This window comes from Actinospongiicola halichondriae (assembly GCF_049103745.1).
Classification (GTDB): domain Bacteria; phylum Actinomycetota; class Acidimicrobiia; order Acidimicrobiales; family Salinilacustritrichaceae; genus Salinilacustrithrix; species Salinilacustrithrix halichondriae.
In genome coordinates this window covers 1,163,278-1,183,668 of sequence record NZ_CP171622.1, presented here as the reverse complement: position 1 = coordinate 1,183,668, position 20,391 = coordinate 1,163,278, and the positions used below count along the sequence as shown (strand labels likewise).

Sequence of the window (20,391 nt, the reverse complement as noted above, 5' to 3'; positions counted from 1 at the left end):
TACTGGTAGGCATGCAGGACAAGGGGACCACTCACGCGAGCGTCGTCATCGTCGGAGCCGGGTTCTCCGGCATGGGGATGGCCGTCGGCCTGCTCGAGGCCGGACGACGTGACTTCGTGATCTTCGAACGCGCGGCATCGGTCGGCGGGACCTGGCGCGACAACAGCTACCCCAACTGCCGATGCGACGTGCCCTCGCACCTCTACTCGTTCAGCTTCGCCCCCAACCCCGACTGGCCCGAGACCTACTCTCCCGCCGGCGAGATCCACGCCTACCAGCGCCGGGTCGCCGAAGAGAAGGGTCTGTTGCCGTTCATCCGGTTCGACCACGAGGTGCTCGGCGCCGACTGGGACGACGACGCACGGCTCTGGCGGGTCGAGACCAACCACGGCAATTGGACCGCCGACGTGGTGGTCGGCGCGTTCGGTCTCCTCGCCGAGCCCGTGACGCCCGACATCCCCGGCATCGAGTCGTTCGCCGGCGAGATCATGCACTCGGCCCGGTGGAACCACGACCACGATCTCCGAGGCGAACGGGTGGCCGTCATCGGCACCGGCGCCTCTGCGATCCAGTTCGTGCCCGGCATCCAACCCACCGTGGGCCACATGACCGTCTTCCAGCGCACCGCTCCGTGGGTCCTCCCCCATCGCAACCGACGGATCTCTCGGATCGAGCGGGCGCTGTACCGTCGGTTCCCGACGCTCCAGCGCCTCGTCCGCAACGGCGTCTACTACAGCCGTGAACTGGTCGCCGCCGGGATGATCCGCAACAAGGGCGTGACCGAGGGGGCCAAGAAGCAGGGCCTGCGCCACATCGAGAAGTCGATCAGCGACCCCGCATTGCGCGCCAAGGTGACCCCGGAGTTCGAACCCTTCTGCAAGCGGATCCTGCTGTCCGACGACTACTACACCGCCCTCGACTCCCCGAACGTCGACCTGAACGTCGACGGCATCGCCGAGATCCGTCCCCACTCGGTCGTGACCCAGGCGGGCGACGAGATCGAGGTCGACACCATCGTCCTCGGAACCGGATTCCACGTCACCGACTCCCCGATGATGGAGCGGTTCCGCAACGGCGACGGGCACTCGATCACCGAGATCTGCGCCAAGAGCCGCCTCGGGGCCTACAACGGCACCGTGATCCCGACGTTCCCGAACCTGTTCATCATCCCGGGCCCCAACACCGGGATCGGCCACACCTCACTGATCGTCATGATCGAGGCGCAGGTCGGCTGGACGATCGCACTCCTCGAGGAGATGGACCGACGGAACCTGTCGAGCGTGGCCGTCAAACAGTCCGTCCACGACGGCTGGTGTGACCTCATGGACGCCAAGACCGAGCCGACGGTCTGGAACTCCGGTTGCTCGTCCTGGTACCTCGACAAGGACGGCCGCAACTCCACCCTGTGGCCTGGACTCACCACCGAGTTCCGCAAGCGCCTCCGCACCGTCGACCTCACCAAATTCCACACCACCTGATGTTCTGGGTGCGCGATCGGGACGTCACGAGTCCCGATCGCGCACCCAGAACCGAACTTTTGGGTGTGTGTGTGTGGGGGGGGAGAGGGTCAGTTTTGGACTCGGAGGGCGGTCACCTCGGCGCCCGACGCGCTGGGTTCGTCCTGGGGCTCCGGGAGCGCCCGTTGCGCCATGAAGCCGCGTGCCGTGCGGTGCTGATCCCAGAAGGGCGCCCAGACGACGAACGAATCGGCGTCGATCGCCTTCATGACGTGGTTGCCCTGTGCGACGTCCACGCCGAACTCCTCGAGCAGATTCCACGCCTCGTTCGTCTCGACCCCTTCCGCCACGACGCGGAGGCCGAGGCTGTGGCCGAGCTCGACGATCGATCGCACGATGACCGCGTCGTTCGGACGGATCACCATGCGCTCGACGAACGACATGTCGATCTTGATCTCGTCGAGGGGGAAGCGTCGCAGGTGTGACAACGACGAGAACCCGGTGCCGAAGTCGTCGATCGCGAGCGTCACGCCCATCTCGGACATCTGCGGGAGCACCCCGAGTGACTCGACCTCGCGGGTCAGCAGCGCTGTCTCGGTGACCTCGAGCGTGATGGCCCCGGGGTCGAGACCATGGCCGGCCAACACGGAGCGATAGCGATCGGGGAGGTCCGGGTCTGCGATGTCCCGCTCGGTGAGGTTGACGGCGATCGGCACCGCGCATCCGACCTCCGTGAGCGCCACGACCTGACGGGCAGCACGCTCGAGCACGAAGTCGGTGAGGTCACACAGCAGCCCGGCATGCTCGGCGACGTCGATGATCTCGCTCGCCGGGACATCGTTCAGCGTCGGATGCGTCCATCGGATCAACGCCTCGGCCCCGACCAGCGCGCCGTCGAAGAACGCCACCTTCGGCTGGTAGTACACCTCGAGTTGTTCGGCCGCGAGCGCAGCTCGCAGGTCGGTCGCCAGGCCGAGGCGGCGGCTGCGGTGCCGGTCGAGTCGCCCCTCGTAGGCCAACATCAAGACGCCGCGCGACTTCGCCGCGTACATGGCCACATCGGCGGTACGGAGGAGTTCGCCCGGCGTCTCTCCATGGTCGGGGAACACCGCCATGCCCACACTGATCCCGATGTCGAGCACCAGGTCGCCGTGCACGATCTGCTCGCCGATGACCGACGCCAGCCCGGTGGCGACCTCGGTGCCCTTGGCGACGAGTTCGTCGCGGTCGTCGGCAGCGATGACCACCACGAATTCGTCGCCACCGAGACGTCCGACGGCATCCACCGAGTCGGCGATCGTCCCGATCCGGCGTCCGATCTCTGCCAGCACCACGTCGCCCGTCTGGTGCCCCAGCGTGTCATTGACGGCCTTGAAGCCGTTCAGGTCGACCAACATGACCGCCATCCAGCGATCCATGGCCCGGACGTCGGCCATCGTGTTCTCGATCGATGCCTCGATGCTGATCCGACTCGGCAGCCCCGTGAGCTCGTCGAATCGGGCCTGCCGCTGGTAGCTGGCGAGTCGGTCGCTCGCGTCGACCGAGGCGGCGACCATCGGCGCCAGTCGTTCGAGTCGGCGCCGGTCGGACAGCGCGAACGAATGGCGGTCGGTCGTCTTCCTGACGGCGACGAGGGACACGTCGCCGCCTCGCCCCGTGACGGTCGAGCACAACACGAACAAGGGGTCATCGCCCAGGTCACACAGTGTGCGCAATCGCTCGAGCTCGTCGGACGAGACGAAGAACGAACCCGCTCCCGACTTGCACTGGGAGACGATGGGGGCGAGCGCAGCCGAGGAGGCGTCGACGACCCCGCCCGACGTGGTGACGACGACCGTTCCGGAGTCGAGGCCCACTGCGGCGACATCGGCCTGCATCATCGAGCGAACGGCAACGGCAGCATCTGCGAGGACCATCCCGCTGGCGATGCCCGACACGACCGACTCCTGCGCGTCGGCCAGTTGGTTCGCTTCCGTGAGACGTCGGCAGGCGCGGATCTCCATGAGCTCCATCGCTGCGAGAGAGACCATGCCGGCCCCGCCCACGACGGAACCCCATGGCGCCACGGCGGCGAGGCCGACGCTGCCGATGCCGATCGCCGTGCCCGTCGTGATCGCGCCGACATCGGCCAGGACTGCTGCAATGTCGGCCGGTTCCGGTGAGCGGTCACTCAGCCGTTCGACGCCCCACGCGGCCACCCCGCGGACGATGACACCGAGCGCGACAGCGAGCGCGATGACGCCCCACGTCTCGACATTCCCGAGTCCCCCCTCGACCAACAGTCGGAAGACCACGACGGCCACGCCAGCCTCGAGTGTCCACAGCGCAGTGTCGGTGATGACCCGCAACGGATGCTCGTGCTGCAACCACAGGAGCACGAGTCCCGATGCGGCCGCCGTCACCATCAACATGGTGGACGGTGCGAGATGGACGACACCGACGACGAGCGGGATGGCGCGCGTCGCCGACGCCAGCCGGCCGGACGTGTTGTCGACGGCCATCCACAGCGTCGTCGCCACCAGGAAGCCGAGCGCGACCACCACCCATCCACCGGGCGGATCGGGGTGGTACGAGCCTGCGCCGACGACCACCGACGCGAACACCGCACACGCGACCACCAGCGCGGCAACGACGGCAGCGACATCGGACGGTTCCTGGGCCACGTTCGACCGAGGCCGCACCGATCCCACGAAATCGGTGATCGCGTCGCGTGCTTCCATGCCTGCCCCTACGTGCTCGTTGGTTGCGGTCCCTCTGCCCCTGCTCGCCCAATCGCACCAAACGCACAAAGCGTCCAATTGGCTACGAATCGTAGCTTGTGCGCAGCAATCGGTCCATGGGGAGTCGCTCGTCGTGCCGAACCTGGTCCGCGAGACTGCGGTCGTGGAAGACCTGCCGATCATCGATCTGCGAGCACGCGACGCAGCGAGTCTCCTCGATGGAGCCTGCCGTCAGCACGGGTTCTTCGTCATCGTCGGCCACGGCGTGGACCGGCGTCTCTTCGATCGCCTCGACGCCTCCGCTCGCGAGTTCTTCGCACGCCCCTCCGACGAGAAGTCCGCCATCGACATGTCGCTGGGCGGCACCTCGTGGCGTGGGTGGTTCCCTCCCGGAGGAGAGTTGACCTCGGGCGTACCCGACGGCAAGGAGGGCATCTACTTCGGACGCGAAGACGGGCCCGACCATCCGCGAGTCCGCAGTGGCACCCCGCTCCACGGCCGGAACCTCTTTCCCCCCGACTCCGACCTCGACGCCATCGTGCTCGAGGTCCTCGACGTGCTCACCGACCTGGGACACCGGCTCTGCTCGCTGATCGCCCAGGGACTGGGCCTCGACCCGTCGTGGTTCGCCGAATCACTGACCGCTGACCCGACGATCCTGTTCCGAATCTTCCACTATCCGAAGGCAGGCACCGTCGGTGGAGCCGAGTGGGGAGTCCAGGAGCACACGGACTACGGCTTGCTGACCATCCTGCGCCAGGACGAGGTCGGCGGGTTGGAGGTCCGCGGGCCCGACGGTTGGAGTGCGGCCCCACCGGTCGAGGACAGCTTCGTGTGCAACATCGGCGACATGCTCGAGCGCATGACCGGCGGCGTGTACCGGTCGACGGCGCACCGGGTACGCCAGCCGTCACGCAGTCGCCTTTCGTTCCCGTTCTTCTTCGACCCGTCATGGGATGCCGAGATCGTCCCGGTACCCGGTCTCGGCGACACCGGAGCGTCGGCACCCGCCCGGTGGGACGGGCGGTCCGTGTTCGACTTCGACGGAACCTACGGCGACTACCTGACCGAACGCGTGGCCAGGGTCTTCCCGGAACTCTGGCGGGTCATCGACCGACCCTGACGTCGCTGATGGTTCAGACCTCGACGTCGCTCCCCCGGAAGCGGAGTGCCCGTCGTCGCAGGGTCGCCGAGCGGAGATCCCGGACCTGGGCGTGCGAGCCGAGCGCGATCAGCACGTCGCCGGCACCGACCCGCACATCGGCCCCGGGATTCGCCAGATAGCTCCCACCATCGCTGCGCACGGCGAGCACCAGCGCACGGGCGCCGCTGCCGCTGAGGTCCCCGATCGGTGTCCCGATGAGCGGCGAATCGGCCGGAACCGGCACCTCGATGATCTCGACGTCGTGGCCGTCGTCGTGGAGCACCTCGTCGAGGAACTCCGCCACCGTCGGGTGCATGGCCAGCGCGCCCATGCGAGAACCGCCGATCTCGTGTGGATTCACCACCCGATCGGCGCCGGCCTGGAAGAACTTCCGCTCGTTGCGCTGGTCGGCTGTCCTGGCCACGAGGAACAGCTCCGACTGCAGCGACCGAGCGGTGAGCGTGAGTGCGAGGTTCCCCCCATCGGTCTCGAGTGCGGCGATCAGCACCGAGGCGCGCTCGATCCCGGCAGCGACCAGCGTGTCGTCGTCGAGCGCGTCGCCGGCGACCGATGGGAGATCGCCGGTGTCGAGATCGGCGTTGCGATCGACCACGACCACCTCCGCCCCGTGCCGGGTGGCGTAGGCGGCGATCGACCTCCCGACCCGTCCCCATCCCACCACGATCACGTGGTCGGCCATGGCCTCGATGTTCTTGCTCATGCGTCGTCTCCGAAGTCCGTCGTTGAGGCTTCCCTCGACCAGCGTCTCCATGAGCACGCTGACCGTGAACACGGCTGTTCCCGCGCCGAGGAGGACCAACGCGAGCGTGAACGCCCGATAGTCGGTGGCGTCGACGTTCTCGACCCCGACCTCCGCATAGCCCACTGTCGTGATGGTGATCGCGGTCTGGTACACGGCGTCGAACAGTCCCAGCCCGAGCACCATGTACCCGACCGTTCCGAGAGCGAGGACCCCTCCGAGCAGTGCCAACCCGACCCGGAACCGGTGCCACGGATCAGCAGCGGCCGCCAGTCGTCCCTGACGTCGTCGACGCCTCCATCGCTCGATCATCCGATCCGTTCCTACACCGGCACTGTTTCCTCGCTGTTTCCGGGTCCCGACGACCGGTCCGTCACCTGCCCGTCGCGGAGCTGGACCACCCGATGCGCGATCCGGACCACCGGGTCGTCATGGGTCGCGATCAGGCACGCCGTTCCGTGTTCGGCCAGCTGTGCGATCGCCTCGATCATGGTCTGTGCCAAGGCCGGGTTCTGATGCGAGACCGGCTCGTCCGCGATCAGGATCGACGGCGAGACGATCACCGCGCGGGCCAGGGCCGTGCGCTGCTGCTCTCCCAGCGAGATCTCCGACGGCAACCGTCTCGACAGGTGCGCGAGCGAGAGTCGCTCGAGGGTCTCGTCGACGGCGGCCTCGTCGGCCTCCCCAGCGAGGACGAGCGGGAGCGACACGTTCTCCTCCACCGTGAGCTCGTCGAGCAACCCGAGCGCCTGCGGGAGCAAGGCGATCCGGTGCCAGGCGGCGTCGGTCGTCGCCGGCCGCCCCGAGACCAGCACCTCCCCCGAGTCCGGTGCGTCGAGACCCGCGGCGATGGTGAGCAGCGCCGACTTGCCCGAACCGGAGCGACCGAACAGCGCCACCACCTCGCCGCCGGCAACCGACAGGTCGACGTCTCGTAGCACCGTTCGTCGGTCGCCACCGGCGCCGAACGACCGCGAGACCCGGCGGAACTCGAGCACCTTCTCGGTCATGCGCTGACCACCCGCCCGTTCGCGAGCCGCACCACGTCGTCAGCGGCATCGATGACCGCTGCGTCGTGCGAGCTCACGATCAACGACGTCCCGCGACCGACCAGCGACCGCATGGACTCGATCACGGACGACGCCGATCGTCCGTCGAGTTGCGCGGTCGGTTCGTCGGCGAGCAGCACGGCGGGCGAACCGACCGCAGCTGCGGCGAAGGCCACCCGCTGCTGCTCGCCACCGGACAACTCGGACAGCTCCATGTCGGCCTTGGCCGCGAGCCCGACCGCGTCGAGGACCGATGCGGCCTCGGCAGGGTCGGTTCCTCGGAAACGTGCGGCGACCTCGACCTGCTCGATCGCCGTGAGGTAGTCGAGGAGGTTGTCGGAAGGTCGTTGGAGGACCATCCCGACGGACTCCCGGCGATGGCGTCGTCGGGCCCCGGATCGAAGTCTCCCGAGGTCGACGCCGGCGACGTGGACGGTCCCCCCCGTGGGTCGGTGCAGCCCCGCCAGCACTCGGAGCAGCGACGACTTCCCCGACCCGGAGGGCCCGGCGACCACCGACAGGACTCCCGGCGCGAAGGACGCGTCGACGCCGTGGAGGGCGACCGACAGGCCGGCGACCGCCCGATAGGACACCTCGAGGCCGGCGACGAATGCTGCGGCACCGGCGCCGCCCACCTCGACCAGGGACACGGGTTCAGGCGCCGGCACGGAGCACCTCCACCGGATCGTCGCGCTCGAGTCGTCGCTGCGAGACCAGCGCCCCAGCGGCCACCAACACGACCGCCACGACGGCGGACGCCGCAAGCACCGTCACCGCCGGACGCAGCACGGGGGCCGGCTCGAAGAGCGGCACCGGATCCATTCGTCCGTGCGCGGCAGCAGCAGCACCCACGGCGATGACCAGGCCGGTCCAGCACCCGATCAGGACGCTGGCAGCCAGTTCGACTGCGAGCGCCGCGGCGTGTTGGCGCTCACCCAGCCCCATGCGTCGGAGGAAGGCGTGGGCCAGGAGACGTTCGCGATGCCGTGCATCGAGGTGGACGAACACTGCACCCACCACCAGGAGGCCGGCGAAGACGCCCAGCACCTGCATGAACCCGAACGTCCAGGTGACGGTCCGGAACGACGCCCCGTCGGCCACGTCGGATGCCCGTCGGATCTCCTCGTGGACGGTGCCGGCGCCGTCCAGCAGCCGCAACGTCTCGTCGTGGTCGCCACGGATCCACAGTTCGGTCCGAGCGCGGAGGCCGAGATCTGCGAGGGACTCGGCGGCGACCACGACGGTGATCTCGGCCCGCCTCATCCCGGGGAACGCCTCGACGCCCTCGAGCGGAGCGACCGACAGTTGCCGCTTCTGGCCTTCGTTGACGCTGACCTCCGCGGTCGAGCCGACGTCGGTTCCCAGCACCACGGCAGGGATGCGCGAGTCGCGCCCGGGCGTGGTGAGCTCGGTGACGAGATCGTCGAGCGATCGATCGGCGAAGGTCGTGTCCCAGAACGCGACCTGCGCAAACGTCGCCGGGTCGACGGCGAGCACCGCGGCCGACTCCTGTTGGCCGTCGACCTCGACCCAGGCACGCGAGAGGAACATCAGGCTCGTCGTGCGCTCGGTCAATGCCGCCGGCACTTCGGTGCCGGCGGGAACACGGACGGCGGTGTCGGCGCCCACGAACGCCGCCGCCTTGGTGTCGAGCGTGGCGTGCATCGACCGTTCCATCGTCGCGGCGTAGCCCAACACGCCGGCAGCGATTGCGGCCGCGGCGAGCAGTCCGGCTGTCGCTGTCCGACCGAACGCCACCCGCCGGACGGCCAGGCGTACCGCCATCGGCGCCGAGCGGGTGACGAACCGGGCGGGACGGGACAGCGCGAGCACGAGACGCACGAAGAAGGCGACTGCCGTGAACATGGCCAGCACCGGGAACAGCAGCCCGAACACCTCGACGCGTGACACCTCGCCGCCATGGTCGACGGGCACCCCCCACTCCCCCAGCCGCCGGTACGCCGCCAGCGTCACGGCCGCAGCCGCGATCTCCCACGGGATCAGGCGGACGATCGAACGCCCGGTCCGGTGCCCTCCGCCGCGGGCCCGAAGCGCGACGCTCACGGCCACGGTCACCGCAGAGACCACGCCGGCGACCACCGTGAGGGCCACCGCGTCGCGGATCGCCGAGTCCTCGAAGACCGGGGACGGGCCCAACACCGTGACCGCCCCGAACGCGAGACCCAGGCCGATTCCTGGAGCGACCACCAGGGCAGGGACGAGCTCGAGCACGGCCTTCAGCCCCAGGGCGGCCGGCGACGCGCCGCGAACCGTCAACAGGACCACCTCGCGTCGGCGACGGTCGAACCACAACGACGACGAGGCGACGACCAGCCCCATTCCGGCAACGGCCGCGAAGCCGGCCACCGGCCACACACCGCTGCCGACCGAGACCTGGATGGCCTTCGTCCGGTCGATCACGTACGGCAGCGAGGAGTCGAGATGCGAACGGAGGAAGTGCGCGTCGTCGCGCGCCGCCGACCCGCCGCGCAGGAGGGGCTGACCCGACGTGCACCACGGCAGGGCGCCGCTCCGCTCCCCGCGGCAGGCGAGGTCGGCGGCCAGGACCTCGGCCTCGCCGACCTCGAGGTCGGGGCGGAGCGGCGCCTGCCACGCGGCGAACACGTTGGCCGGGCGACTGGTCTCCAGGAAGTCGGCGAAGGTGTCACGGTCGACCAGAACCAGCGGTGGCGGCGGGACGAGCTCGCCGTTCCGCTCCTCGACCAGGACCAGGGGTGCATTCGAGCACCAGTAGTCGTCGACCGTGAGCGCTGCGAGGTCACGGTAGATCGCCGCCACCCGCACCTCGGAGGCGCCGACCTTCCCGCTGTCGCCCAACGCGAGGCCGCTCTCGTCCGCCGCGCGGTCGCTGATCCACAGCCCGTCGCCCTGGGGCCCCTCGAGCACCTCCACGTGCGTCATCGCCTCGTCCCGAGCCATCACGGAGACCTCGGTGACCTGTTCAGGGTCCGATCCGACGAGACCGACGCCGAGCGCCTGGACCCACCGATCCGTCGGTCCCAACTGACCCGAGACGGCTTGGAAGGGACCGGCACCGGGGTCTCGGACCTCGGACGGCCGCGCGCCGGACAAGACCGTGGCGCCGGTGTCCGGGCCACAGCGTTCCTCGGCCTGGACCTCGTTGGCGGCCGTCCCCACGGACGACACGAACAACGGCACCGAGGCCGCGGCCGCCGCCATCACCGCACACGCGCCGGCCACGGCGGCGAGCGCGCTCGGGCGACGCAACAGCAGGCGATGGGCCCGCCGCCACGGGGGCGTCGCCAGGGTGGCGAGTGCGGCGCGTGACCGACTCGGCATCGATCGCGGATCGTACCCGGATGGGCGACGCCCGCGGGGCGACCCGAACCGCAGTCCGGACGCGCCACCGAGTTGACCTCGTTCAGATATGAGGCAGCGGGCATCACGCGCGGCCACGACCTAGATGTACTCGGCCAGGACGCCCTGGGTTCGTTGGAGGCTCTGAGGTCTTCTCGCGAACGGCGCGTCGGCCGGTCGCCCCGATTCTTCGGCGCCTGAGTTGCGCTGGTGCAACTCAGACGCCGAGGAACGAGAGGCTCTCGCCGATCCGCGTCGGATGCCGGATCTTCGGTGCCCGCGCGATCGAGGCCCCGGAACTCGTGTTCCGGGGCCTCGATCCGTTCAGGTCTGGAAATGTCCGGCTGACCGATTCTCGGTCATTCCTGACCGAGTTGCGGACATTCGTGACCGAAACTCCGTGACATCGAATGACCGTCAGATCAGCTGCAACCGCTGGTCGAGCCGCAGCTCGGGCAGGCGTGGCAGCTTCCGGATCGCATCATGGCGACGCCGCAGGTCATGCACATCGGCGCATCGTGGCTCGACGAGGCGGGCGCCGGGATGCCGGCGGTGTCGGGCACGTCGAGCAACGTGGACGCCGAGGGGATCGAGATGGGGTCCGGTTCCACGTCGTGGCCCTGGACCGTCTCGGTCACCGACTCCTCGACACCGGGCAGCGTGGGCTGCGACCGCTCGTCGATGGTGAGGATGTTCAGCTCCACCCGCTCCTCGTAGGTCAGGTAGTCGACCGCCAGACGGCGGAAGATGTAGTCGACCAGGCTCGAGGCGAAACGCACGTCGGGATCGTCGGTCATGCCGGCGGGCTCGAAGCGCATGTTGGTGAAGGTCTCGACGTAGGCACGCAGCGGCACGCCGTACTGGAGGCCGTAGCTCACCGAGATGGCGAAGGCGTCCATGATCCCGGCGAGGGTGGAGCCCTGCTTGGAGACGTTCATCCAGATCTCGCCCGGGCGGCCGTCCTCGTACTCGCCGACGGTCACGAAGCCCTTGCAGTCGGCCACCCGGAACTCGAAGGTCCGGCTGGTGCGGTTGCGGGGCAGCTTGACCCGGGTCGGGACGTTGACGACCTTCTCGATGACCTTCTCGACGACCTCGGTCACTGCTTCGACGGCAGCTTCCTTCTTCACGGTCGAGAGCGGCTGGGCCACCTTGCAGTTGTCGCGGTAGATGGCGATGGCCTTGACACCCATCTCCCAGGCGTCGATGTGGAGCTGCTCGACGTCTTCGACGGTCGCCTCTTCGGGCATGTTGACCGTCTTGGAGATGGCACCGGAGATGAACGGCTGGACCGCCGCCATCATCTTCACGTGGCCGGTGTAGTGGATCGTGTTGTCACCCATCGAGCAGGCGAAGACCGGCAGATGGGCGGCATCGAGGTCGGGGCAGCCGAGCAGCGACTTGTTCTCGTCGATGTAGGCCACGATCCGCTCGATCGCCTCGGTCGAGTAGCCGAGACGGCGCAGCGCACGGGGGATCGTCTGGTTGACGATCGACATGGTTCCGCCGCCGACGAGCTTCTTCATCTTGACCAGACCGAGGTCGGGCTCGATGCCGGTGGTGTCGCAGTCCATCATCAGACCGATGGTGCCGGTGGGAGCGAGCACCGAGGCCTGCGAGTTGCGCACGCCGACCTCGCCGGCGAGCTCGCAGGCGTTGTCCCACGCCTCCTGCGCTGCGGACAGCAGCGTCTCGGGGACGAGGGTCTCGTCGATGTCGGCGGCGGCCTGGCGATGCTGGTCGAGGACCTGCAGCGTGGGCTCACGGTTCTCGGCGAAGCCGGCGAAGGGGCCCATGCGCCCGGCGGTGCGAGCCGAGGTCTCGTAGGCACGACCGGTCATCAGCGCGGTGATGCCGGCGGCGACGGCCTGACCCTCGTCGGAGTCGTAGGGAAGGCCCATGGCCATGAGCATGGCGCCGAGGTTGGCATAGCCGAGGCCGAGCTGGCGGAAGCGCCGGGAGTTCTCGGCGATGGGCTCGGTCGGGTAGTCGGCCCGTCCGACCAGGATCTCCTGGGCGGTGAACACCACGTCGACGGTGTGCTTGAAGGCCTCGACGTCGAAGTCGATGGTCGTCTCGTCGGCCGGGAGGTACTTGAGCAGGTTGATCGACGCCAGGTTGCAGGCCGAATTGTCGATGTGCATGTACTCCGAGCACGGGTTCGAGCCGTTGATCCGGTCGGTGTTGGCGCAGGTGTGCCACCGGTTGATGGTGGTGTCGTACTGCATGCCGGGGTCGGCGCACTCCCAGGTGCTCTGGGCGAACTGGCGCATGAGGTCGCGAGCCCGGACGGTCTTGACGACCTCGCCGGTGGTGACGGCCCGCAGGTGCCAGTCGTCGTCGTTGACCACGGCCTGCATGAACTCGTCGGTGACGCGAACCGAGTTGTTGGCGTTCTGGTACTGGACCGACGCCATGTCGGCGCCGTCGAGGCTCATGTCGAAGCCGTTCTCCTGGAGCACGCGGATCTTGCGCTCCTCGCGGGCCTTGACCCAGATGAACTCCTCGATGTCGGGGTGGTCGACGTCGAGGATGACCATCTTGGCGGCGCGGCGGGTCTTGCCGCCGGACTTGATGGTGCCGGCCGAAGCATCGGCGCCCCGCATGAAGCTGACCGGGCCGGAGGCGGTGCCGCCGCCCTTGAGCAGTTCCTTCGAGGACCGGATCTTGGAGAGGTTGATGCCGGCGCCCGAGCCGCCCTTGAAGATCGTGCCCTCTTCGACGTACCAGTTGAGGATCGAGTCCATCTCGTCGTCGACGCGCAGGATGAAGCACACGCTGGCCTGTTGGGGGACGCCCGGCACGCCGATGTTGAACCACACCGGCGAGTTGAACGCCGCGTTCTGGTTGACCATCAGGTACTTCAGCTCGTCACGGAAGGTCTCGGCCTCGGCCTCGTCGACGAAGTAGCCGCCGTCGATGCCCCAGTCGGTGATGGTGTCGCACACCCGGTCGATGACCTGGCGGAGGCTGTCCTCACGCTCGGTGGTCCCCGGGGTGCCGCGGAAGTACTTCTGGGTGACGATGTTGGTGGCGTTGAGCGACCAGGACTTGGGGAACTCGACCCCGAGCTGTTCGAACGCGACCGATCCGTCCTGGTAGTTGGTGAGTCGGGCGTCGCGCCGTTCCCACTCGAGCTCGTCGTACGGGTGCACGCCGGGGCGGGTGAAGAACCGGTTGATGCCGATGCCGCTGCGATGCGTGCGTTCCGGGGCGATGGCCATGTGGGAAGTCTCCAGAGTTCTCGTGTGTGCTGTTCGGGCGGTTGAGAGGTGGGTCGCTGTCGCCAGACCCTCAGGCCCTGAACGCTTCCCCCTGCACCATGTCGTCTCGTCGGGCCTCTGCCGCCGTGACTGCTGTTTCGTGGTCTGACCACTAGGTCTTGTGGTCGTCGACCCCGTTGAGCGGGGCCACCACAAGATGTAGGGAGTATTACAGCACTGTAGTTACAACGATGTCAACGGGTACCGCAGTACGAAACAGCAGGTCAGAGGGCGTTCGCGATCGTTTGCACTCGTGCATGAGTGCACAACCACGTTCACCCCCAAGGTTTCGTCCAGCCCACCACAGACACGACGTAACAACCACCGTCCGCGTCACGCACTGCAGTACCCGAGCACGAGAGTCAACGTACGTATGACTCCCTGTGGAACGGAAGGGGAACAAGCCTGTGAATTGTCGGCCGAGTTCTCCACAGGGGTGTGCAGTCGTGGGGAGGAACGACGCCGGGGCCTCGGTCAGGTCGCGGCAGGCGACACCTCGACCGGGATGCCGTTGAGGACCGCGGTGCCCGAGATCGGGTCGATCGCTTCGGTGTCGGCGAGGACGTTGGAGTTGACGCCTGCGTGCTCTGCGGCGACCGACAGACGGGCACCGTCGGCGTCGTGGCCCCAACCGTGCGGGAGGCTGACGACCCCGGGCATCACCCGATCGGTCACCTCCACGGGAGCGATGACGACGCCGGTCCGTGAGCGGACCTCGGCCGACCCCCCGTCGACGAGTCCCCGCTCGCTGGCGTCGTCGGGGTGGACCTGGAGCGTGCACCGTTCCTTGCCCTTCACCAGGACCTTGATGTTGTGCATCCACGAGTTGTTCGAGCGCAGGTGCCGGCGGCCGATGAGGAGCAGTCCGTCGCTGTCGTCGTCCAGGACCGGCACGAGACGGTCGGCGACGTCGGCGACCAGCACGTCGGGCGCGAGGTCGATCATCCCGTCGGGCGTGCGGAGGATGTCGGGCATGCGGGGCTGGAGCGCCCCGAGGTCGATGCCGTGGGGGTGCTGTTCGAGCACGGCGAGGGTCAGACCGTCAGGAACCGTGCCGAACGCGTCGCCGTAGGGTCCGACGCGGAGCATGAAGTCGAGCATCCGCTCGGGACCACGGCGCTCGGCCAGGGCGTCGAGGATCTCGTCACGGTCCCGGCCACCGATGGGTCCGGACTCGTCGGCGACGGCCGAGTCGACCAGGCCGGCGACCGTCATGTCGTCGACGACGGCAGGATCGGCGTCGCCGGGAGCGACGCCCTGGAGGATCATGCCCAGGGTGCACAGGATCTCCCACTCGTCGGGCTGACCTTCGTCGAGCGGCAGGACCGGCGCGCTGTAGTTGGTCACGTTGCGGATCGCGAGCTGCAGGAGTGCGACGTCGTAGTGGCTCTTCTGGAGCGCCGAGGGGGCCGGGAGGATCACGTCGGCGTGTCGCGTGGTCTCATTGAGGTAGATGTCGATCGCGACCATGAAGTCGAGCGAGGCGAAGGCCGCGTCGAGCCGGGCCGAGTCGGGGGTCGAGAGGATCGGATTGCCGGCCACGGTCACCATGGCCTTGATCTGCCCCTCCCCCGGCGTCTCGATCTCCTCGGCCATGCACACGGCGGGGAACTCGCCGAAGGTCTCGTCGAGTCCGCGGACCCGGCTCTGCCGTCGCCCGAGCCGGATGCCCCGACCGACGCGCGGCGTGCCCCGGGTGTTGCTGGCGCCGGCAGCGGCACGCGTGAACATCGCACCGCCGGGTCGATCGAGGTTGCCGGTGCAGATGTTGAGGACGTCGACCAGCCACGACGTGACGGTCCCGAAGGGCGACGTCGTGGTGCCGATCCGGGCGTAGACGGCGGCCGACGGCGCCTCGGCCAATTCGCAGGCCATCTGGCGGATGGTCGCCGCCGCGATGCCGGTGCGGTCCTCGACCCGCTCCGGGGTGAACGGCGCCACCGCTGCGGCGACGTCGTCCAGCCCGGCGACGTAGTCGCGCACCGTGCCGAGGTCGACGAGGTCGTCGTCGAAGAGCACCTGGACCATCGCGGCCAGGAGCAACGGGTCCGAACCCGGGCGGATGGGCACGTACTGCGAGGCCTCCTCGGCCGTCCGCGTGCGACGCGGGTCGACCACGACCAGACGTCCACCGCGGGCGACCAGCGCCTCGATCCGGCCCGGCCAGTCCGGCGCGGTCGCGAAGCTGCCGTTGGACGCGTAGGGATTGGCACCGAGGATGAGCAGGTGATCCGTGCGGTCGATGTCCGGGACCGGCGTCGACAGCGCCTGACCGAACAACAGCCCCGAGGAGATCTCCTTGGGTCGTTGGTCGACCGTCGACGCCGAGAACACATTGGTCGTGCCCAACGCCTTGAGGAGGACCCGGTTGTAGAGCAGAGCCCCGAGATTGTGGGCGTTGGGGTTGCCGACGTAGGCCCCGAGGCTCCCTCGGCCGTGCTCGTCGATGACCGCGCCGAGTCCGGCGGCGATGGCCTCCCACGCCTCGGGCCACGTCGCCGGCTCGAGGCGGTCGCCTCGACGGATCAACGGCTGGCGCAACCGGTCGGGGTCGTCGTGCAGTTGCCGGAGGGTCGAGCCCTTCGGGCAGATGTAGCCATGGCTGAACACATCGAGCATGTCGCCACGGATCCGAGTGACCTGCGACCCCCGGACGGTCACCGCGAGACCACAACCCGCCTCGCACAACGGACAGGTACGGGTGACCGTGCGTTCGTCCTCGTCCGTCCCGGAATCGGACTCCGTCCCGGCCGCGGTCGTCGGTTCCTCGGTGAGGGTCATGTCCGCCATGGTGACATCCCGTCGACGACGGCGCGGTCGCTACCGTCGCCTCGTGCGCCAACTGCTCCCCCACGACGACACGGTCGATCCCCTCGAGGCCTACCTCGCGGCGCCACGGCCGACGGGGCGCGACCGTCCGTGGGTCACGGTGGGCATGATCTCCACGCTGGACGGCGGGACGACGACGGCGGGTACCTCGGGGGGCCTCGGCGGCCCGGCCGACGCCCAGATGCTCCGCGCCGTGCGGGGCATCGCCGACGCGGTGATCGTGGGTGCCGGCACGGTCACGGCCGAGGACTACGGGCCGCTGCGCCACAGTGACGAGGTCCGGAGCGCCCGCGCTGCCGTCGGCCGCTCGAGCGAGCAACCCCGACTCGTCATCGTGTCGGGTCGGCTCAGCATCGACGCCTCGGCCCGTGTGTTCGTCGACGCCCCGGTACCGCCGCTGGTCTGCACCACCGTCGGCGCTCCAGCGGAGGCGGTGGCGGCGCTCGAGGGCGTGGCCGAAGTCTTCCAGGCCGGCGACGACCACGTCGATCTCCCTGCCATCCTCGCCCGGCTCCGCTCCGACGGGGCCTCGGTCGTGGTGTCGGAGGGCGGACCGACCCTCAACGGCGCGCTGGTCGATGCCGGCGTGGTCGACGAGTGGTGCATGACCATCGCTCCGCTGGTGGCCGGTGGCGACAGCCACCGCATCGTCCATGGCGCGGTGCCGACGACCGACGATCTCGAGATCGCCTCGCTGCTCACCGAGGACGGGCTGCTCTTCGGACGCTGGACCCGTCGCTGAACCGACGGGCACCGGCGGTCAGGCGCCGAGTTCCTCGGCCCCCTGCTGGAGCAGGTGGATCTCGCGCTCGAAGTCGCTGATCGTGTCGAAGCCCTTGTAGACGGACGCGAACCGCACGGCGGCGACCTCGTCGAGGACCCGGAGCCGACTCAACACCGCGAGTCCGACCTGGTCGCTGTCGACGTCGCGACCGATCGCCCGGAGGGCGTCCTCGACCTCACCGACCAGGACCGCGATCTGGCCCGGCTCGACGGGACGGGACTTGCAGGCCGCGCTGACCCCGGCGGCGACCTTCGATGCGTCGAAGGGCTCGCACTCACCCGTGCGCTTGCGCACCTGGAGCGGCACTTCTTCGAGCCGTTCGAACGTGGTGAATCGGCTCTTGCACGACTCGCACTGCCGGCGACGCCGGATCGAGCTGCCGTCGTCGGTCTGTCGGGAGTCGATGACCTTGTCTCGGAGGCTTCCACAGCCCGGGCAGCGCATGCGCTCACGATACTGCTGGTGCTCCATCGGCCGAATCGCCGCTCGCGGTGACGAGAGCTCGTCGGGGCCGTCGAGTCAGGGAACCGGGACGGTGAGCACCTGCCCGGCCGCCACCGAGGCACCACCGTTGGCCTCGACGAGGCGCTCGACGTAGGTCGCGGCCTCGCCGGCCGGAGCGACGTCTTGCGCGATGGACCACATCGTCTCGCCCTCGACCACGACATGGGGATCGAGGGTGGCTGCGGTCCCGGCCGACATCGCCGGCGAGGCGATCAGGAGGCCGATGGCGAGGGCCAGGACGGCAACGAGTACGGCGGTTCCGATCCAGGACCGGCGACCGATAGCGACCCGGTCCGGTACCGCATGCAGGCTGCGGGCCGGGGCGGCGGCGAGGTGGCGGACGGGGCTCGAGGTGGTGATTGCGACCATGGGGACCATTCTCCGGAGCGGGGGTGACAAGAACTCCCGGCGGCGCAGACACGCCGGTCTCGGGGCGATCGAACGGATCGAACACCCGTTCTCACGAACAACTGTTCGCACCATGACACGAACAGTCGTTCGAGTCAAGTTCGATCGAACGGGTGTTTGCCTTCCCCTGCGACACGTCGTATGGTGCAAACACCTGTTCGATCACGACCGTTCGCGCGGCGAGGGAGTCACCATGTCCGAGGACATCACGAAGCGGCAGCGCCAGATCCTCGAGGTCATCGAGGAGCACCAACGGACACGGGGCTACCCCCCGTCGGTCCGCGAGATCGGCGAGAGCGTCGGCCTCACGTCGCCCTCCTCCGTCCACGCCCACCTGGCGACCCTGCAGCGACTGGGCTATCTCGTCCGTGACCCCGACAAGCCCCGGGCCATCGAGGTCCGCTGGGACCCGAACTCCGGCGCCGCCGTCGAACGGCGCCCGGTCCGCCACGTCCCGCTCGTGGGCGAGGTCGCCGCCGGTACCGACGTGCTCGCACACGAGAACATCACCGAGACCATGCCGCTCCCGTCCGACCTCACCGGTGAGGGCGAGCTGTTCATGCTGCGGGTCCGCGGCGACTCGATGATCGACGCCGGGATCCTCGACGGCGACTACGTCGTCTGCCGTTCCGAGACCACGGCGCGCAAGGGCCAGATCGTCATCGCGGGCATCCCCGGCGAGGAGGCGACGGTGAAGACGTTCGACACCGACGGCGACCAGGTCGTCCTCATCCCGTCCAACCCGGCGCTCGAGCCGATGCGGTTCGACGCCGACGAGGTCCAGATCTTCGGCGCTGTCGTCACGGTGATGCGCAAACTCTGACCCCGGCGCGTCCGCCGCCGACCGCCGCGGTCCTGCACAATGCACGAGTGCACGAGCGACGAGCATCCGGTCGGTGGTGGACCGCCGCGGCCACGGCCGCGACGGCCCTGGTCGCGCTCGCCTCGTCGGCGGGTGCCGGCGGGGTCACCACCGGCGACGTCGCCCACGACGCCGGGCTCCAATGGGGACTCGACCGCATCGGTGCCGTCGAGGCGTGGGACACGGCGAGGGGCGACGGCATCGTCATCGCCGTGGTCGACTCCGGCGTCGCGCTGGACCACGAGGACCTCGCGGCGAACCTGGTACCGGGAACGGCGTGCCACGACACCGCCGGCGACGCAGACCTCTGCACCGGATCGCCCCAGGACGACGACGGCCACGGCACACACGTCGCCGGCATCGCCGCGGCCGTCGACGGCAACCGGGTCGGGATCGCCGGCGTGGCGCCGGCGGCGCAGATCATGCCGATCAAGGTGCTCCACCGTGCGTGCCCCGACTGCGACTCCGCCGGGAGCGCTCCCGACGTCGCTGCCGCCGTCCGTTGGGCCACCGACCACGGCGCGGACATCATCAACCTCTCGTTGGGATCGACCACCAACAGCGTGTTCGGACCCGGATTCGTCGATGCCGTCCGCTACGCCTGGGATGGCGGCGCCATCCCCGTGGTCGCCGCCGGCAACCAGTTCGTCCTGACCGCCGACTTCGGCGACGCACCAGCCGTGGTCGTGTCCGCGATCGCCCGCGACGACACCGTCCCCAGCTATGCCAACGGGGTGGGCCGCGCCCGCTGGGCCGTCGCCGCACCCGGCGGAGAAGGTGGCGACACCGCGGAGAGCTGCGCCCAGGACGGCGACCCGGTCGGCATCTTGTCGACGTATTGGTCGTCGGGAGACACCGGCGCGTACGCCTGCCTGTCGGGGACGTCGATGGCGGCGCCACACGTGTCCGGGCTCCTCGCGCTCCTACTCAGCGCAGGACTCGACCCGGCGTCGGCGATCGAGACCATGCTCGCCACCACCCACGATCTGGGCGACCCCGGCGTCGACGCGACGTTCGGCACCGGCCTGATCGACGCTGCGGCCGCGCTCGCCGTCGCTCCCTCGGTCAATCCCGCCTCGGCCACGACGCTCCCTACGGCCGACGACGATCCGACGGTGATCGAGCCTGGACAACCCGGGGAGACGTCAGCACCGCAGCCGTTCGTCATCGACGACGGCGACGACGTGCCCGGTCTCCTCGTCGTGGTCGCGGTGGCGGCGATCCTCGCCACCGGCTCCGCCGGGCTCGCGCTCCGGCGTCGGTTGCTCTGAC

General features: G+C 69.1%; 14 protein-coding genes. 5 read left to right on the top strand and 9 right to left on the bottom strand.

Features of this window, described 5'->3' with window-relative positions:
* Positions 1-11 precede the first annotated feature (11 nt).
* Positions 12-1,478: a flavin-containing monooxygenase gene (locus AB8619_RS05920; RefSeq protein WP_436795538.1), complete on the top strand. Its 1,467-nt coding sequence runs from the start codon at positions 12-14 to the stop codon at positions 1,476-1,478.
* A gap of 89 nt (positions 1,479-1,567) precedes the next feature.
* Here AB8619_RS05920 and AB8619_RS05915 read toward each other — a convergent pair whose 3' ends face one another.
* Entirely contained in the window at positions 1,568-4,177 is a 2,610-nt protein-coding gene (locus AB8619_RS05915) for a putative bifunctional diguanylate cyclase/phosphodiesterase (protein WP_436795537.1), read from the bottom strand.
* Positions 4,178-4,340: 163 nt separating this feature from the next.
* On the opposite strand from AB8619_RS05915, the gene AB8619_RS05910 reads away from it, so the two are divergent.
* Positions 4,341-5,300, top strand: a complete 960-nt coding sequence (locus AB8619_RS05910) for an isopenicillin N synthase family dioxygenase (protein WP_436795536.1) — start codon at positions 4,341-4,343, stop codon at positions 5,298-5,300.
* Between the two features lie 13 nt (positions 5,301-5,313).
* On the opposite strand, the gene AB8619_RS05905 is transcribed toward AB8619_RS05910, so the two are convergent.
* From AB8619_RS05905 to AB8619_RS05880, 6 genes are all read right to left on the bottom strand, one after another.
* Positions 5,314-6,393 carry a potassium channel family protein gene (locus tag AB8619_RS05905; RefSeq protein ID WP_436795535.1) on the bottom strand — a complete coding sequence of 360 codons (1,080 nt, stop codon included), beginning with the start codon at positions 6,391-6,393 and terminating at the stop codon, positions 5,314-5,316.
* A gap of 11 nt (positions 6,394-6,404) precedes the next feature.
* Complete coding sequence (locus AB8619_RS05900) at positions 6,405-7,091, bottom strand: ABC transporter ATP-binding protein (protein ID WP_436795534.1); 687 nt, start codon at positions 7,089-7,091, stop codon at positions 6,405-6,407.
* Positions 7,088-7,798, bottom strand: a complete 711-nt coding sequence (locus tag AB8619_RS05895; RefSeq protein WP_436795533.1) for an ABC transporter ATP-binding protein — start codon at positions 7,796-7,798, stop codon at positions 7,088-7,090. Before AB8619_RS05895 ends, AB8619_RS05900 begins: the two co-directional genes overlap by 4 nt.
* Positions 7,785-10,451: a hypothetical protein gene (locus AB8619_RS05890; RefSeq protein ID WP_436795532.1), complete on the bottom strand. Its 2,667-nt coding sequence runs from the start codon at positions 10,449-10,451 to the stop codon at positions 7,785-7,787. The genes AB8619_RS05895 and AB8619_RS05890 overlap by 14 nt, the downstream gene beginning before the upstream one ends.
* 440 nt (positions 10,452-10,891) lie before the next feature.
* A complete protein-coding gene (locus tag AB8619_RS05885) occupies positions 10,892-13,693 on the bottom strand; it encodes a vitamin B12-dependent ribonucleotide reductase (protein WP_436795531.1) in 2,802 nt (933 codons plus the stop codon).
* A gap of 513 nt (positions 13,694-14,206) precedes the next feature.
* Positions 14,207-16,513 carry a molybdopterin-dependent oxidoreductase gene (locus AB8619_RS05880; protein ID WP_436795530.1) on the bottom strand — a complete coding sequence of 769 codons (2,307 nt, stop codon included), beginning with the start codon at positions 16,511-16,513 and terminating at the stop codon, positions 14,207-14,209.
* A 52-nt stretch (positions 16,514-16,565) separates the two neighbouring features.
* Between AB8619_RS05880 and AB8619_RS05875 the strand changes: the two genes are divergently transcribed.
* Complete coding sequence (locus tag AB8619_RS05875; protein ID WP_436795529.1) at positions 16,566-17,303, top strand: dihydrofolate reductase family protein; 738 nt, start codon at positions 16,566-16,568, stop codon at positions 17,301-17,303.
* Positions 17,304-17,321: 18 nt separating this feature from the next.
* Here AB8619_RS05875 and nrdR read toward each other — a convergent pair whose 3' ends face one another.
* Positions 17,322-17,789 (bottom strand): transcriptional regulator NrdR, encoded by a 468-nt coding sequence (gene nrdR / locus AB8619_RS05870; protein WP_436795528.1) that lies wholly within the window; start codon positions 17,787-17,789, stop codon positions 17,322-17,324.
* A gap of 75 nt (positions 17,790-17,864) precedes the next feature.
* On the bottom strand, positions 17,865-18,218 hold the full coding sequence (locus AB8619_RS05865) for a LysM peptidoglycan-binding domain-containing protein (RefSeq protein ID WP_436795527.1): 354 nt from the start codon (positions 18,216-18,218) through the stop codon (positions 17,865-17,867).
* Between the two features lie 232 nt (positions 18,219-18,450).
* On the opposite strand from AB8619_RS05865, the gene lexA reads away from it, so the two are divergent.
* Positions 18,451-19,080, top strand: coding sequence for a transcriptional repressor LexA (lexA, locus tag AB8619_RS05860; RefSeq protein ID WP_436795526.1), 630 nt, complete (start codon positions 18,451-18,453; stop codon positions 19,078-19,080).
* A gap of 47 nt (positions 19,081-19,127) precedes the next feature.
* A complete protein-coding gene (locus tag AB8619_RS05855; RefSeq protein WP_436795525.1) occupies positions 19,128-20,390 on the top strand; it encodes a S8 family serine peptidase in 1,263 nt (420 codons plus the stop codon).
* Position 20,391: the final 1 nt, after the last annotated feature.

Excerpts from the sequence above, each read along its gene's own strand:
- AB8619_RS05920 (WP_436795538.1), top strand. The coding sequence starts at position 12 with ATGCAGGACAAGGGGACCACTCACGCGAGCGTCGTCATCGTCGGAGCC.
- AB8619_RS05915 (WP_436795537.1), bottom strand. The coding sequence starts at position 4,177 with ATGGAAGCACGCGACGCGATCACCGATTTCGTGGGATCGGTGCGGCCT.
- AB8619_RS05905 (WP_436795535.1), bottom strand. The coding sequence starts at position 6,393 with ATGATCGAGCGATGGAGGCGTCGACGACGTCAGGGACGACTGGCGGCC.
- AB8619_RS05900 (WP_436795534.1), bottom strand. The coding sequence starts at position 7,091 with ATGACCGAGAAGGTGCTCGAGTTCCGCCGGGTCTCGCGGTCGTTCGGC.
- AB8619_RS05890 (WP_436795532.1), bottom strand. The coding sequence starts at position 10,451 with ATGCCGAGTCGGTCACGCGCCGCACTCGCCACCCTGGCGACGCCCCCG.
- AB8619_RS05885 (WP_436795531.1), bottom strand. The coding sequence starts at position 13,693 with ATGGCCATCGCCCCGGAACGCACGCATCGCAGCGGCATCGGCATCAAC.
- AB8619_RS05880 (WP_436795530.1), bottom strand. The coding sequence starts at position 16,513 with ATGACCCTCACCGAGGAACCGACGACCGCGGCCGGGACGGAGTCCGAT.
- nrdR (WP_436795528.1), bottom strand. The coding sequence starts at position 17,789 with ATGCGCTGCCCGGGCTGTGGAAGCCTCCGAGACAAGGTCATCGACTCC.
- AB8619_RS05865 (WP_436795527.1), bottom strand. The coding sequence starts at position 18,218 with ATGGTCGCAATCACCACCTCGAGCCCCGTCCGCCACCTCGCCGCCGCC.
- lexA (WP_436795526.1), top strand. The coding sequence starts at position 18,451 with ATGTCCGAGGACATCACGAAGCGGCAGCGCCAGATCCTCGAGGTCATC.